The sequence below is a fragment of the Sphingomonas pruni NBRC 15498 genome (assembly GCF_001598455.1).
Classification (GTDB): domain Bacteria; phylum Pseudomonadota; class Alphaproteobacteria; order Sphingomonadales; family Sphingomonadaceae; genus Sphingomonas; species Sphingomonas pruni.
Window position 1 is genome coordinate 12,086 of the sequence record NZ_BCYZ01000017.1, and the last position, 13,972, is coordinate 26,057.

Consider the following 13,972-nt stretch of genomic DNA (forward strand, 5'->3'; position numbering starts at 1 on the left):
GCAGTAAATGGGAGGCATTCAGATCGCGATCCTTGCTGGCCTGGCATGGGGAATGCTGGTGCTGAGCCTGATCGGCTCGGCCTATATGGTCGCGGCTGCGATTACGCTGCATTCCTTCCTGTCGCCGCGTGCCGCGGCAGGGCGCCGCAACGATGCCGTCACGATCCTGAAGCCCCTATATGGTGCCGAACCGCGCCTGGCCGACAATCTGGCAACATTCCTGGCGCAGGATCATGGCGGACCGGTCCAATTGCTATGCGGGGTTCAACGCCCTGACGATCCCGCGATTGCCGTGATTGAAATGCTGCGCGCGCGTTTTCCCAAGGCGCGGATCGACCTGATAGTCGATCCGACGCCGCATGGTGCCAATGGCAAGATCGCCAATCTGATCAACCTCGAGCCGCATATCGCACACGAGATCGTGGTGCTGAGCGACAGCGACATGGTGGTCAGGTCCGACTATCTATCGCGCCTGCTTGCCACGCTCGACACGCCCAAGACGGGCGCAGTGACGATCGCCTATAACGGCCGCGGTGATGCCGGTTTCTGGTCGGAGATGGTCGCCGCCGGGCTCAGCTGGCAGTTCCTGCCAGGCGTGGTGTTCGGAGCGATGTACGGTCTGGCGCGGCCATGTATGGGATCGACCATCGCGATGCGGCTCGAGACCATGGCCGCGATCGGCGGCTTCGCCGCCTTTGCCGACGTGCTGGCGGATGACTACGCGATCGGCGAGGCAGTTGCGGCATTGGGACTCGAGGTCAGAATGCCGCCAATGCTGGTCACTCATGCCTCGACGGAAGCTAGTTTCGGGGAGTTTTGGCGGCACGAACTACGCTGGGGCGCGACGGTCCGAAATGTTGCGCCAGCCGCTTATCTGACTAGCGTGATCGCCATGCCGCTGCCGCTTGCGCTCCTCGCGATCCCGCTTCAACCGCTGCCGGGCCTCGCGATCGCCGGGCTCGCTTTGCTTGCCCGCCTTTCGGCCGCCATCGTAGCGGACCAGCGTGGCGGCGCACGGACCGCGCCGTTATGGATTCTGCCGTTGTGCGATTGCCTCGCTTTTTCGGTGTTTATTGCCAGCTTGTCGGTGCGATCGGTTGATTGGCGCGGTGCAACACTTAGAATGGCACAACGTGGCCGGATCTCGGCCGAACCGGAGTTACCTTTCCGATGATGCGCTCGCTGTTTCTTCAGGCCCCTTCGTTCGACGGTTATGACGGAGGCGCGGGAGCTCGGTACCAGATGAAGCGTGAGGTGCGCTCCTTCTGGTATCCCACCTGGCTCGCCCAGCCCGCGGCGCTGATCGAAGGGTCGAAGCTGATCGACGCGCCGGCGCATGATCTCAGCTGGGACGACATCAAGCACGAGGTCGACGACAAGGACCTTATCATCCTGCACACCTCGACGCCGTCCTTTCGCCAGGACGTCCACACCGCCGAGCTGATCCGCGCACGCAATCCCAAGGCCCTGATCGGCCTGATCGGCGCCAAAGTCGCGGTCGAGACGCAGAAATCGTTGGAAGCATCGACTGCGGTAGACTTCGTTTGCCGCAACGAATTCGACTTCACCATCCTCGATATCGCCAAGGGCATGCCGCTCAGCGAGGTCCATGGCATCTCGTATCGCGATGCCGACGGCTCGATCGTGCACAACAAGGATCGCGCGGTGATCGAGGACATGGATTCGCTGCCGTTCGTCTCGCCGATCTACAAGCGCGACCTCCAGATCGAGAAGTATTTCGGCGGCTATCTGAAGCACCCGTACGTGTCGTTCTACACCGGCCGCGGCTGCAAGAGCCGCTGCACCTTCTGCCTATGGCCGCAGACGGTCGGCGGGCACAATTACCGCACGCGGTCGATCGGCCATGTCATCGAGGAAGTGAAATACGTCCTGGAGGCAATGCCCGAGGTGAAGGAGATCTTCTTCGACGACGACACGCTGACCGACAACGCGCCGCGGATCGAGGAGCTGTCGCGGGCGCTCGGCGAACTCGGCTTCGGCAAGCCTGGTTTCCGTGTCTCGTGGAGCTGCAACGCCAAGGCCAATGTGCCGAGGAAGACGCTCGAAGCGATGAAGGCCGGCGGCTGCCGGCTGCTGCTGGTCGGCTATGAGAGCGGCAACCAGCAGATCCTGCACAATATCAAGAAGGGCCTGCGCACCGACGTCGCGCGGCAATTCACCAAGGACTGCCACGAACTGGGCATCGTGATCCACGGCACCTTCATCCTCGGCCTCCCGGGCGAAACCGAGGAGACGATCGAAGAGACGATCAACTACGCCAAGGAAATCAACCCGCACACCATCCAGGTATCGCTCGCCGCGCCCTATCCGGGCACTTTCCTGTTCAAGCAGGCGACCGAGAATGGCTGGTTCGACGGCACCGATCATCTGCTGACCGATGGCGGCAACCAGATCGCGCAGCTGAGTTATCCGCACCTGCCGTCGACCGTGATTTTCGACAAGGTCGAGGAATTCTACAAGCGCTTCTACTTCCGGCCGTCCAAGATCGGCTCGATCGTGTGGGAAATGGTGCGCGACTTCGACATGATGAAGCGCCGCCTGCGCGAAGGCGTCGAATTCTTCGACTTCCTGCGCCGCCGCAAGGAAGCCGCATAACCGACGTGAAGCGGCTGATCATCACAGCCGACGACTTCGGCGCCTCGGTCGAGGTCAACGAGGCGGTCGAACAGGCGCACCGCAACGGCATCCTGACCGCGGCATCGCTGATGGTGGCCGGAGACGCCGTGGAGGACGCATTGGCACGCGCCCGCGCCATGCCGGCGCTCGGCGTCGGACTGCACGTCGTGCTGGTGGAGGGGCGCCCCGTCCTGCCGCCCGAACGGATTCCGGCGCTGGTCGATACCGACGGGATGTTCCGCACCGACATGGCGCGCGCCGGCGTCATGATTTTTACTTCCCCCGCGGCTCGCCGACAGCTCGCGGCGGAGGTCGACGCGCAATTCGCCGCCTTCGCCGCGACCGGCCTGCCGCTCGACCATGTCAACGCGCACAAGCATTTCCATCTTCACCCGACCATTGCTGGCGCGATCCTGAAAGCCGGGCGGCGTCACGGCATGCGGTCGGCTCGTGCTCCCGTCGAACCGCGCGGTCCGTTGCGAGCGATCGACGGCACCAATACCGGACCGCGTATCGAGACGGCATGGGCTCGCCTCGTTCGCGCACGGATGCGCCGCGCCGGGATGGTCGTCCCCGACCAGGTGTTCGGGCTCGCTTGGTCGGGCGCGATGACCGCTGAGCGCATGAACGGTCTGCTGGAGCGGCTTCCCGATGGACTGACTGAGATCTACACCCATCCCGCGACCGGCTCCTATCGCGGCGCTGCGTCCGGCTACGACTATCGCGGCGAACTGGCCGCGCTGATCGATCCGCTTGCGAAGGCCGTTATTACGCGCGACAGCATCGCGCTCGGCCGCTTCACCGATTTCGTCTGAGGAAACGTCCATGAACCTCGTGCCCGATTGGGGGGAGTTCGACACACAAGCGCCGCTGCCCACCGGTCCGGTGCGGCTCGGCTCTCCCGAGCATCTGATGCTGTTCAGCCGGATGATCCTGGACACGCACGATCCCTATCGCCCCGCGCTGATCGACTGGCCCGAGCTCGAACCGGAGACACGCGCGAAGATCGTCTCGCTGTCGATCTGGGACATGGCGGTGCAGACGGAGGGACGCACGGGACTGTTCGTCAAGACGTTCAGCGAGACGGTCAAGGATCCGCTGCTCAAATCCGCGGTCGAGATGGACGCGTTCGAGGAGCGCCGGCACAAGGTCGTGCTCGCCGATATGGTCCAGTCGTACGGCATCGAGCTGCAGCCCGAGCCGGATTACCGCAAGCCCAAGGATGCGGAATGGGCATTCATGCGATCGGGCTATTCGGAATGTATCGACAGCTTCTTCGGCTTCGGGCTGTTCAAGCTCGCCAAGGATACCGGCTTCTTCCCGCCCGAGCTGATCGACACGTTCGAGCCGGTGATGCGCGAGGAAGGCAGGCACATCCTGTTCTTCGTCAACTGGGTCGCCTGGTGGCGCCGCAACATGCCGTGGTGGCGCCGCCCCTATTTCGAGGCCAAGGTCATCGTCGTTTGGCTCTTCCTGATCTGGGAACGGATCGATATGGCCAAGGGCATGGGGGACAATAGCAAGGCGCAGGAGAACAACTTCACACTCAACGGCTCGAAGGAGCTGGGCGTCGAGGTGACCTTTCCCGAGCTCGCGCGGATCTGCCTGTCGGAGAATGACCGGCGGCTCGCGAATTACGACTCGCGGTTGATCCGTCCGCGCTTCGTGCCGGCGATGATCCGCCTCGCGCTGAAGTTCATCCGCGCGCCCAAGCCGGCGGGAGACACCGCCTGAAGATTTCCGCCAGCGCCGGCTTGCTGCTGGCCACCGTCGCGGGACTGGCTGTCGCGATCTGGACCTTCGGCGCCACCGGCTTTGCCGATGTCGCGGCCGTGGCGCGCCGGATCGGCCTGGGCGGATTCCTGTTGCTGTGCGCCTGGTCGCTCGGGACGTTCGTTTTGCTCGGCGCCGCGTGGCTTGCCGCCGCACCCGGCGAGGGGAATGCGCGGATCGGCCGTTTCACCTGGGCGAGAATGGTGCGCGAAGCGGTGTCGGACCTGCTGCCATTCTCGCAGCTCGGCGGAATGGTGGTCGCCGCCCGGTCGCTTTCGGTCACCGGCATCCCCACCCCGCGCATCTATGGTTCACTGGTAGTCGACCTGACGACCGAGATGGCGGCGCAATTGGTCTATACCCTGTTCGGGCTGGCGCTGATGGCGTCGCTGCTGATCGGCGATGGCGCGGCGGTTTCGCTCCGCCCCGCTATTCTCGGCGGCACCGCGATCATGATCGGGATCATCCTGTTCTTTTTCGTCGCGCAACGATCTGCACTCGACCTCACCGGGCGCATCGGAGAGCGCTTCATACCCGGATCGCAAGGCGCCTTCAGCGACGTTCGCGCCGAGCTTGCGCGTATCTATACGCGACGCGACCGGGTGGCGGCCGCGTTCGGCTTCAACCTTGCCGCCTGGGTAGCGAGCGGTCTGGGCGGCTGGCTGGCGCTTCGCCTGATGGGCGTGCCGATCTCGCTATGGGCCGTGCTGTCGCTCGAAAGCCTGATTTTCACGCTGCGCAGCGTCGCCTTCTTCATACCTGGCGCGCTCGGCGTGCAGGAGGTCGCCTATGCGCTGGCCGCGCCCCTGTTCGGCCTGCCGCCGGAAAGCGCGCTCGCGCTATCGCTCGCCAAGCGCGCGCGGGACGTGGCGATCGGCCTGCCGACATTATTGTGCTGGCAATTGGCCGAGGCGCGGCACATCGCGGCGCGCGCCGAGCGGCGCTGACCGACACCGCCCGCGTGTTGGGCGACACCCGGAGCTTCCGAACGGTTCACTTGACCGCGAAACGCAGGCGCAACCCCAAAACCAGCGCATCCGCGGCCGCGCCCCAACTCGGATGGCGGACATATTGCACGTCGGGTTGTACCTGCAGCCATTTGGTCAGCCGACGCGTCGCGGTCACTTCAATCGCGGTCTCCGCGCGCCGTCTCGGCGTGAACGCGGCGGCGAACGTCCGTAGCGCCGGGTTCCCCAACCGCGCGTGCGCGACCGCAATCCCGTACGAGCGATCGTCGGTCCCCCACGAAAATCCTCCGCCGACATACACTCCGATGTCATTGACCTCGGCCGCCGCGCGTCCTGCTCGGAGCCAGCCCCGAAGTGCTCCCGTCTTTTCGTCGCCGGCGAGGGTTTGCTCATATTGCACATAGGCGCCGGCGCTTCGCCCCCGCCCAGTGCCATCGAGCCGCGCGAAGCGGTCGGTGTAACACCATCCGCCCAGCTGCAGTTCGCCACCGCCGCCGATCTTCACCATCGCTTCAGTCGCAAACAGAGCCCCGCCGCGACCGAGCGGACCGGGAAGCGTGCGATGCGGGTGGTTCGGATCGCCCGGCACCGCGTCGAAAACGGCAGTGCGCAGCGTCCAGCGCGGCCGTTCAATCGCGACGACCAGACCCGGCGACGTCACCGGAAAGATCGACGGGCCATTCGACCCGGATTGCGAATAATCCGGCGCGATACCGAACGAGCTGTTGAGGAACGGCGAGCCGACCGACTGCACGTCGAATTCGCTGTTGAGGTCGATCAGCCCGGCTTTGGCCCGGACGCCCCCGCCCAGCGGCGCCGCGACCCAGGCTTCGAACGGACGGATCGCGTACGGCGCATCGATGTTGCTGACGACCTGGGCATCGCCGGCATCGCGCGCAGAAAAGCCGCCGCCATGGAGCAGGAATATATCGGCATGGGCACGCGCACCGGCCACGCCGAACAGATCGGTGCCGCTATCGAGATCGAGGTCGAGCCGTCCCATCCAGCGCACGCCGCGGCGTTCGCCGCCCGCAGCCACTCCCATGATATCGGTCGTATAGCGTAAGTCGGCCGCTGGCTTGTCGTCGGCTCTCCCCACGGCGGGAGAGACAAGCGCGATCGCGGCGCAGGTGAGACGTAAGAACCATTGCACGACTTGGCACCGATCGCTTCTGCCGGGCCGGCCGGCTGGCCGCGCCTAAACAGGCGCGATGAGGAGATCAATGCATTGCCCGATGGCGGACTGGCGCAGGATCAAGGCTCCGTTGCGGTGACGTGGCTTTGCCCGCTTTTTCGGCCGTTCGACTCTATTGGCCGATCGAGATGCGACCAGTCGATCGTTACACCTCTGGCGTATGGAGCAAAATCCGTTCATTCTGCGTTCCAAGAGGGCGGTATAGGATGGAGCGTTGCTTCCTCCCGGTGAACGGAGATTTTAAAATGACGTCTTCCTTACGTCGCGTTGCCTTGATGGGTGCGGTCGCCGCGACCTCGTTGATGCTCGCGGGCTGCATGACCGAAACCACCTACCGACCGGCGACCGGCTCCGGCTTCTCGCGCGAAGGCTATAGCGATCGCCAGATCGAGGCGAACCGCTTCCAGGTCACCTTCTCGGGCAATACCATGACGGCGCGAGATACGGTCGAGCGCTATTTGCTGTTCCGCGCCGCAGAACTGACTGAGCAGCAAGGCTATGACTATTTCGTCATGGCCGATCGCGATACGGACAAGAAGACGCGGACCTATGTCAACGACTTTGGCGGCCCCTATGGCGGCGGCCTATGGGGTCCGCGCTGGCGCTATTATGGCCGCGGCTTCGGCTGGCGGAGCTGGGACCCGTTCTGGGGCGATCCCTTCTTCGACCGCAACATCGACGTGAATACGGTCGAGAAGTATGAGGCCACTGCCGAGATCGTGATGGGCAAGGGCCCCAAGCCGGCGGGCAACGTCCGCGCGTTCGACGCCAAGTCGGTGATCGCCAATATCGGGCCGACGATCGTCATGCCGAAATAGGCCAGCCGATTGGACTGAAACGAAAAGGCCGGGGAGCGATCCCCGGCCTTTTTATTTACTCTTACCCTCTCCCGCCTGCGGGAGAGGGAGGGCCCCGGCGCGAAGCGGCGGGAGGGTGAGGGTCTTCTTTCTTCTTCTCTCGGTACACGCTTAGAAGAAGAAAGAAGACCCTCACCCAACCCTCTCCCGCAAGCGGGAGAGGGCTTTAGCTCGCCACTACGCGATCTGACCGTGGCAATGCTTGTACTTGAGCCCCGAGCCGCACGGGCACGGCGCGTTGCGGCTGACCTTGCCTTCCCAATCCTTCGGGTCCTCGCCCAAATCGGGCTGTTCCGGCCGAACGATCGATAACGGCGGCAGACCCAGATCGCCCAGTCCGCGCGACCCGCCATCGATATCGGCGCTGTCGTCATCGCCCGAGAACGGGTCGAAATGCTGGGTGATGAAATCGGGCAGTTCGGGAAGCTCCGGCGGCGGCTGGAAGCGGAACTCGGCCGTCGCCATCACCTTGGTCACGTCCTCGCGGATCGATCCCAGCATGCGCTCGAACAGTGCGAACGCTTCCTGCTTATATTCGTTGATCGGCGTCTTCTGCGCATAAGCGCGCAAATGGATGACCTGGCGCAACGCATCGAGCGTCGCGAGATGCTCCTTCCAGTGATGATCGAGATTCTGGATCAGGATCGACTTTTCGATCGTGGTCCAGGTCTCGGGCTCGATCTCGGCCGCCTTGGCGTCGACCAATGCCGACGCCGCCTCGTTCAACCGCTCCTCGACCATCTCGACATCGACCGCTTCCTCCTTGAGCCAGTCGTCGATCGGCGGCTCGATCCCCAGCATTTCGGAGATCCTGACCTTCATCCCCTCGACATCCCATTGCTCGGGATAGGAATTGGGCGGGCAATGATCGCTGACGATCGTGTTGATCGTCTCGGTCCGCATGTCGACCACCACGTCACCGACCGTTTCGGCATCCATGATGTCGTTGCGCTGCTCGTAAATGACCTTGCGCTGGTCGTTCATGACGTCGTCATATTCGACGACCTGCTTGCGGATGTCGTAGTTGCGCGCCTCGACCTTTTTCTGCGCGGTCTCGATCGCCTTCGACATCCAGCGCGACGGCGGCAAGGCCTCGCCATCCTCCAGGCTCGACCGCATCATCTTGGCGAACAGGGTGTTCGGCCCGAAGATGCGCAGCAGATCGTCGTCCAGGCTGAGGTAGAAGCGCGACAAGCCCGGGTCGCCCTGGCGGCCCGACCGGCCGCGGAGCTGATTGTCGATGCGCCGGCTCTCGTGGCGCTCGGTGCCGAGCACGAACAAGCCGCCCGCCGCCAGCACTTCCTGCTTTTCGACCGCGATCTCCTGACGGATGCGCTCGATCGCGGCGTCGCGCTCCGGTCCCTCGGGCATGTCCGACAATTCGTCCTCGACTCGGAAATCGAGGTTGCCGCCCAACTGGATGTCGGTGCCGCGGCCCGCCATGTTGGTCGCGATGGTGACCGCGCCCTTGCGGCCCGCCTGCGCGACGATGTGCGCTTCCATCTCGTGATAGCGCGCGTTCAGCACCTTGTGCTCGACCTTTTCCTCGTGGAGGAATTCGGACAGCATTTCGGACTTCTCGATCGACACGGTGCCGACCAGAACCGGCTGGCCCTTTTCGGCATGGGCCTTGATCGCCTTGGCAATGCCGCGGAACTTGTCGTGCGTGTCCTTGTAGAACGTGTCTTCCTCATCGACGCGCTGCACGGGCACGTTGGTCGGGATCGACACGACGTTCATCTTGTAGATGTCGTAGAATTCGGCCGCCTCGGTCGCCGCGGTGCCGGTCATGCCCGCCAGCTTGGGATACATGCGGAAATAATTCTGGAAGGTGATCGAGGCCATCGTCTGGTTCTCGGGCTCGATATCGACGCCTTCCTTGGCCTCGACCGCCTGGTGCAGGCCGTCCGACCAGCGCCGGCCGTCCATCATGCGGCCGGTGAACTCGTCGATGATGATGACCTTGCCGTCTTTCACGATGTAATCGATGTCGCGCTTGAACATCATGTTCGCGCGCAGCGATTGGTTCAGGTGGTGGACCACCTGGGTATTCTCGAAATCGTAGAGATTGGTGCCTTCGAGCAACCCTGCCGCTTCAAGCATCCGCTCGACGGTTTCGGTGCCGTCCTCGGTCAGGGTGACCGACTTCTGCTTCTCGTCCTTCTCGTACAGATCGGGCGCGAGTTGCTTCACCACGGCGTCGACGCTCTTGTAGAGCTCAGATTTGTCGTCGGTCGGGCCAGAAATGATCAGCGGGGTGCGCGCCTCGTCGATCAGCACCGAATCGACCTCGTCGACGATCGCCATGGCGAATGGGCGCTGGACCATCTGGTCACGCTCATACTTCATGTTGTCGCGCAGATAGTCGAAGCCAAATTCGTTGTTGGTGCCGTAGGTGATGTCGGCCGCGTAGGCCTCCTTGCGCTGGTGATCGGTCAAATTGGGAATGATGACCCCGACCGTCAGCCCCAGGAAGGTATAGACTTGGCCCATCCACTCGGCGTCGCGCTTGGCCAGGTAATCGTTGACCGTGATGACATGGACGCCGGTTCCCGGCAGCGCGTTGAGGTACACCGCCAGCGTCGCCACCAGCGTCTTGCCCTCGCCCGTCCGCATTTCGGCGATTTCGCCACGATGGAGGACGATGCCGCCGACCATCTGAACGTCGTAATGGCGCTGGCCGAGCACGCGCTTGGCGGCTTCGCGCACCGTCGCGAACGCTTCGGGCAAGAGGTCGTCGAGGTTCTCGCCATTGGCCAGGCGCTCACGGAACAGCACCGTCTGGTTGGCGAGCGTCGCGTCGTCCATCGCCTGGAGCGCGGGCTCGAAGCTCGCGATCTTGTTGACGATGCCGCCGAGTGACTTGACGTACCGGTCGTTGGACGACCCGAAAATGGATTTGGCGAGTCCGCCGAGCATGATGATTTCCTGTTATATGGGTACGCGCGAGCCCAACGGGCCGCGCCGAACGATTACGAATGGATGTGGCTGGGCGGGCGCTATTCGCGCCGGCGGCTCGCAAAGGCAGGGACTGAGTCCGACAACGCGAATACGGGTAACGCCAGGACCACGGCATGGGCCGGCCCGGCAATCGCCTGGATCGGTCGCGCCGCGACCTGGCGCCGCACTTCGGCAGTCGCCTTGACGGCCGTCGCCACCACCGCGCTGCTAAGCGTGGTCGGCACCTGCGCCGCACGTGCGCCACCAGTGCCGCTCAAGGCGGACAACAAGGCAGACAGGAGCAGGAGCAGGTTCAAGCGAGCGCTACTTCATCGATTATGACGGACGGTGACATAGGGTCGCGTCAGCCAAAGGTCTATCAAATACTCTCAATACCTCTGTCTTGCTTCCAGCTTGCAGGACCGTGGTTTGTTAAGGCGCGCGCGTTCACAATCGCCAACCGCGCCGGTAGTTTGCCTGTCAAAAAGTGTAATGAATTCCGGGTACCGTGTAAGTCGAAGCAATCGCCTTGCCGGATGCATCCCGGGCGGGCTTGAACCGGCCGTTGCGGGTGAACATCGCACACGTAGCCGCATTAAGGGCGGGCGACGCGTCGCTCTTGATGATTGTACAACCGGAAACCATCCCGCTGGGTGCCACGTCGAGGCGCACAGAGACGGTCCCACTCCCCTTCCTAGCCGATGCCGGAACCTCGGCGTCGCGGACCCAACTGCCCGGATTCTGGAGCGGAGTTACCGGGCTGCCCGGCTGCGGCGTGACAGCGGCCGTCGAGGGCGCGCCACTGGACTCCGGCGGAGGCGGCGGGCTCTCCAGCTTCCACATCATCGATGAGCTCCACTTGCTCGTCGTCGGCTTGTTCTTCTTGTTGCGCGGCACTTCGAACCGGCCATTGGCGGTCATGAAATTGCACGTCGTCTCGTCGAGCAAGGGCGATTCGGAACTCTTGGTGACCTTGCAATCAGTCACCCGCCCGGTGTCGTCGATCGAAAGAGTGAAGCTGACGCGACCCTGCTCACCCGACGCGCGCGCTGCCGGCGGATAGCCGTCCTGGGGAATCCAGCTGCCGGGATTGCCGATCGGCTTGGTCGTTGGAATTGGCTCGTCATCATCCTGCGCCATAACAGCGCCTGGAAACGCGAAGGCGGCCAATGCCAAAACGACGGCAATACGCATATTATTCTCCCCAGTCGGCGCCAAGATAGAGCAACCCGACCCGACTTGTCACCGCCGCCTTTGCCTGTGCGGCGCACCTCTCTATGAGAGCCGCCATGACCGACCGCTCTCCCCTCGCCCCCGCCGCCTTTCCCGATCTGCCCGACATTGCCGGGATCACGCGCCGTGTCGCGAAAGCGCAGTACAAGACCTGGGACCGTTGCGACCTGACCTATGTCGAGCTGGCGCCCGGCACGGCCGTCGCGGGCGTGCTGACGAAGAGTCGCTGCGCGTCGCCCGAAGTCGATTGGTGCCGCGCCGCATTGGTCCTGGGCCGCGCTCGCGCGCTCGTCGTCAATGCCGGCAATTCGAACGCCTTTACCGGCGATCGCGGACGCCACGCGGTCGAAGGACTTGTCGCCAGTGTCGCCCGCCATCTGGACTGTCAGCCGTCGGACGTGTTTGTCGCCTCGACCGGGGTGATTGGGGTGCCCTTGCCACTCGACAAGGCCGAAGCGGGGCTCGCCGCCGCCTTCACCGCCGAGCCGTGCGACTGGGAAGACGCGGCCGCGACGATCATGACCACCGATACGTTCGCCAAGGCGGCGGTGACGCGCGCGGTGGTCGACGGCAAGCCGGTCAGCCTGGTCGGGATCATCAAGGGATCGGGCATGATCGCGCCCGACATGGCGACGATGCTGGGCTTCATCTTCACCGACGCCGCGGTCGATCCCGCCTGGCTGCAGGCAGCGCTCGCGCGCGCCAATACGCGCAGTTTCTCGTGCATCACGGTCGATAGCGACACATCGACCAGCGATACCGTCCTCGCCTTCGCGACCGGCGCTGCCGGCAATGTCGCGATCGCGCATGACGACGATCCCGGCGCCGATGCCTTCGCTGCGGCGCTCAACGACCTCTGTCTCCAGCTCGCGCATCTTGTCGTGCGTGACGGCGAAGGCGCCACCAAGTTCATCGCGATCGAAGTGACCGGCGCCGAAAGCGACGCCAGCGCGCACCGCATCGCCCTGAGCATCGCCAACTCGCCCTTGGTCAAGACCGCGATCGCCGGGGAGGACGCCAATTGGGGGCGGGTCGTGATGGCGGTGGGCAAGGCCGGCGAGCCCGCCGAGCGCGACCGCGTGGCGATCCGCTTCGGCGAGACCCAGGTCGCGCTGAACGGTCTCGCGGTCGAAGGATATGACGAGGCGCCGGTCGCCGCGCATCTCAAGGGCAAGGAGATCGACATCGGTGTCGATCTCGGCCTGGGTGACGGGCGAGCCACGGTGTGGACCTGCGATCTCACGCATGGCTACATCTCGATCAACGCCGATTACAGGAGCTGACGACCGTGCTGACGATCTGGGGCCGGCTCAACTCGCACAACGTCAAGAAGGTCGCCTGGTTCGCCGAGGAACTGGGGATTTCCTACGTCCGCCACGACGTAGGCGGGCAATTCGGGATGAGTGACGCCTATCTGGCAATGAATCCCAATGCCCTGATCCCGACGATCGACGATGACGGCTTCATCCTGTGGGAATCGAACGCGATCCTCCGCTATCTCGCCGCGCGCCATGGCGGCGTGCGCTGGTGGCCCGACGAACCGCAACTGCGCGCCCTCGGCGATCGCTGGATGGAGTGGCAGAACGGCTATGCACCGGTGCAGCTCGACGCCTTCGTCAACCTCGTGCGCGTCGCGCCCGACAAGCGCGACATGGCTGCGGTCGCGCGATCGGCGCAGCGTTGCGGTGAGCGAATGGCGATCCTCGACCGCTATCTCGCCCAGACGCCCTGGCTATCGGGCGAGGATTTCGGTGTCGGCGACGTGCCGATGGGCGTCTATGCGCATACCTGGTTCACGCTCGGCATCGAACGGCCTGATCTGCCAAACGTCACCGATTGGTACCGTCGCCTGCAATCGCGGCCCGGTTACGCCAGTCAGGTGATGATCCCGCTGACGTGACATCACCCCTCGCCCGCAAGCGGGAGAGCGAACGGCAAAAGAAAAGGGCCGCACCCAAGAGAGTACGGCCCCTTATTGTTACGCTGCCTCAGCTCAAGCGAGTTCGCCCTCGAGCCATGCCTTGATCCGGCCCTTCGGCTCGGCGCCGATCTTGGTCGCTGCCGGGCTGCCGCCCTTGAACAGGATCATGGTCGGGATGCCGCGCACGCCATAGCGTGCCGGGGCGTCAGGATGGTCATCGATGTTGAGCTTGGCGATCGTCACCTGCTCGCCCAGCTCTTCGGAAATCTCTTCGAGGCTCGGGCCGATCATCTTGCACGGACCGCACCACTCCGCCCAGAAATCGACCAGCACGGGTTTGTCGGAATTAAGCACGTCCGCCTGGAAGCTGTCGTCGGTGATCTTTTTGGTCGCCATGGGGAATCTCCTTTGCAGCCGAATGTAGGCGCAGCGATGCGCTTGCTCAACG

13 protein-coding genes are annotated in these 13,972 nt (G+C 64.0%); 8 read left to right on the forward strand and 5 right to left on the reverse strand.

Going from position 1 to position 13,972, the window contains the following annotated elements; translation table 11 throughout:
- The first annotated feature begins 7 nt into the window (after positions 1-7).
- Genes hpnI through SPR01S_RS07145 form a run of 5 tightly spaced genes read left to right on the forward strand, consistent with a single transcriptional unit; the run spans position 8 to position 5,357 of the window.
- Entirely contained in the window at positions 8-1,174 is a 1,167-nt protein-coding gene (gene hpnI / locus SPR01S_RS07125; protein ID WP_066587117.1) for a bacteriohopanetetrol glucosamine biosynthesis glycosyltransferase HpnI, read from the forward strand.
- Positions 1,171-2,616, forward strand: coding sequence for a hopanoid biosynthesis associated radical SAM protein HpnJ (hpnJ, locus tag SPR01S_RS07130; RefSeq protein ID WP_218016723.1), 1,446 nt, complete (start codon positions 1,171-1,173; stop codon positions 2,614-2,616). Before hpnI ends, hpnJ begins: the two co-directional genes overlap by 4 nt.
- A 5-nt stretch (positions 2,617-2,621) precedes the next feature.
- Complete coding sequence (gene hpnK / locus SPR01S_RS07135) at positions 2,622-3,452, forward strand: hopanoid biosynthesis-associated protein HpnK (RefSeq protein ID WP_066587119.1); 831 nt, start codon at positions 2,622-2,624, stop codon at positions 3,450-3,452.
- 10 nt (positions 3,453-3,462) lie between these two features.
- Positions 3,463-4,371 (forward strand): aminomethyltransferase, encoded by a 909-nt coding sequence (locus tag SPR01S_RS07140; protein WP_066587123.1) that lies wholly within the window; start codon positions 3,463-3,465, stop codon positions 4,369-4,371.
- 20 nt (positions 4,372-4,391) lie between these two features.
- Positions 4,392-5,357, forward strand: coding sequence for a lysylphosphatidylglycerol synthase domain-containing protein (locus SPR01S_RS07145; protein ID WP_245661906.1), 966 nt, complete (start codon positions 4,392-4,394; stop codon positions 5,355-5,357).
- A 46-nt stretch (positions 5,358-5,403) separates the two neighbouring features.
- Here the strand turns inward: SPR01S_RS07145 and SPR01S_RS07150 are convergent, their stop codons facing one another.
- The gene (locus SPR01S_RS07150; RefSeq protein WP_169803391.1) at positions 5,404-6,423 is read right to left on the reverse strand and encodes a carbohydrate porin; all 1,020 of its coding nucleotides are present in this window, start codon (positions 6,421-6,423) and stop codon (positions 5,404-5,406) included.
- Between the two features lie 395 nt (positions 6,424-6,818).
- Here SPR01S_RS07150 and SPR01S_RS07155 point away from each other — a divergent pair, with 395 nt between their 5' ends.
- Entirely contained in the window at positions 6,819-7,391 is a 573-nt protein-coding gene (locus tag SPR01S_RS07155; RefSeq protein WP_066587139.1) for a CC0125/CC1285 family lipoprotein, read from the forward strand.
- 216 nt (positions 7,392-7,607) lie between these two features.
- On the opposite strand, the gene secA is transcribed toward SPR01S_RS07155, so the two are convergent.
- The 3 genes from secA to SPR01S_RS07170 form a co-directional block, all read right to left on the reverse strand.
- Positions 7,608-10,349, reverse strand: a complete 2,742-nt coding sequence (gene secA / locus SPR01S_RS07160) for a preprotein translocase subunit SecA (RefSeq protein ID WP_066587142.1) — start codon at positions 10,347-10,349, stop codon at positions 7,608-7,610.
- A gap of 80 nt (positions 10,350-10,429) precedes the next feature.
- Positions 10,430-10,687 (reverse strand): hypothetical protein, encoded by a 258-nt coding sequence (locus SPR01S_RS07165; RefSeq protein WP_066587145.1) that lies wholly within the window; start codon positions 10,685-10,687, stop codon positions 10,430-10,432.
- 163 nt (positions 10,688-10,850) lie between these two features.
- The gene (locus SPR01S_RS07170) at positions 10,851-11,564 is read right to left on the reverse strand and encodes an energy transducer TonB (RefSeq protein WP_084251012.1); all 714 of its coding nucleotides are present in this window, start codon (positions 11,562-11,564) and stop codon (positions 10,851-10,853) included.
- Between the two features lie 95 nt (positions 11,565-11,659).
- Between SPR01S_RS07170 and argJ the strand changes: the two genes are divergently transcribed.
- Both argJ and SPR01S_RS07180 read left to right on the forward strand, forming a co-directional pair.
- Positions 11,660-12,886, forward strand: coding sequence for a bifunctional glutamate N-acetyltransferase/amino-acid acetyltransferase ArgJ (gene argJ, locus SPR01S_RS07175; RefSeq protein ID WP_066587151.1), 1,227 nt, complete (start codon positions 11,660-11,662; stop codon positions 12,884-12,886).
- Between the two features lie 5 nt (positions 12,887-12,891).
- On the forward strand, positions 12,892-13,503 hold the full coding sequence (locus SPR01S_RS07180; RefSeq protein ID WP_066587155.1) for a glutathione S-transferase family protein: 612 nt from the start codon (positions 12,892-12,894) through the stop codon (positions 13,501-13,503).
- A gap of 93 nt (positions 13,504-13,596) precedes the next feature.
- Here SPR01S_RS07180 and trxA read toward each other — a convergent pair whose 3' ends face one another.
- Positions 13,597-13,920, reverse strand: a complete 324-nt coding sequence (gene trxA / locus SPR01S_RS07185; RefSeq protein WP_066587158.1) for a thioredoxin — start codon at positions 13,918-13,920, stop codon at positions 13,597-13,599.
- Positions 13,921-13,972 lie beyond the last annotated feature (52 nt).

Coding starts and splice junctions, on each gene's coding strand:
- SPR01S_RS07140 (WP_066587123.1), top strand. CDS start 3,463: ATGAACCTCGTGCCCGATTGGGGGGAGTTCGACACACAAGCGCCGCTG.
- SPR01S_RS07170 (WP_084251012.1), bottom strand. CDS start 11,564: ATGCGTATTGCCGTCGTTTTGGCATTGGCCGCCTTCGCGTTTCCAGGC.
- secA (WP_066587142.1), bottom strand. CDS start 10,349: ATGCTCGGCGGACTCGCCAAATCCATTTTCGGGTCGTCCAACGACCGG.
- hpnJ (WP_218016723.1), top strand. CDS start 1,171: ATGATGCGCTCGCTGTTTCTTCAGGCCCCTTCGTTCGACGGTTATGAC.
- hpnI (WP_066587117.1), top strand. CDS start 8: ATGGGAGGCATTCAGATCGCGATCCTTGCTGGCCTGGCATGGGGAATG.
- argJ (WP_066587151.1), top strand. CDS start 11,660: ATGACCGACCGCTCTCCCCTCGCCCCCGCCGCCTTTCCCGATCTGCCC.
- SPR01S_RS07155 (WP_066587139.1), top strand. CDS start 6,819: ATGACGTCTTCCTTACGTCGCGTTGCCTTGATGGGTGCGGTCGCCGCG.
- trxA (WP_066587158.1), bottom strand. CDS start 13,920: ATGGCGACCAAAAAGATCACCGACGACAGCTTCCAGGCGGACGTGCTT.
- SPR01S_RS07150 (WP_169803391.1), bottom strand. CDS start 6,423: ATGGGAGTGGCTGCGGGCGGCGAACGCCGCGGCGTGCGCTGGATGGGA.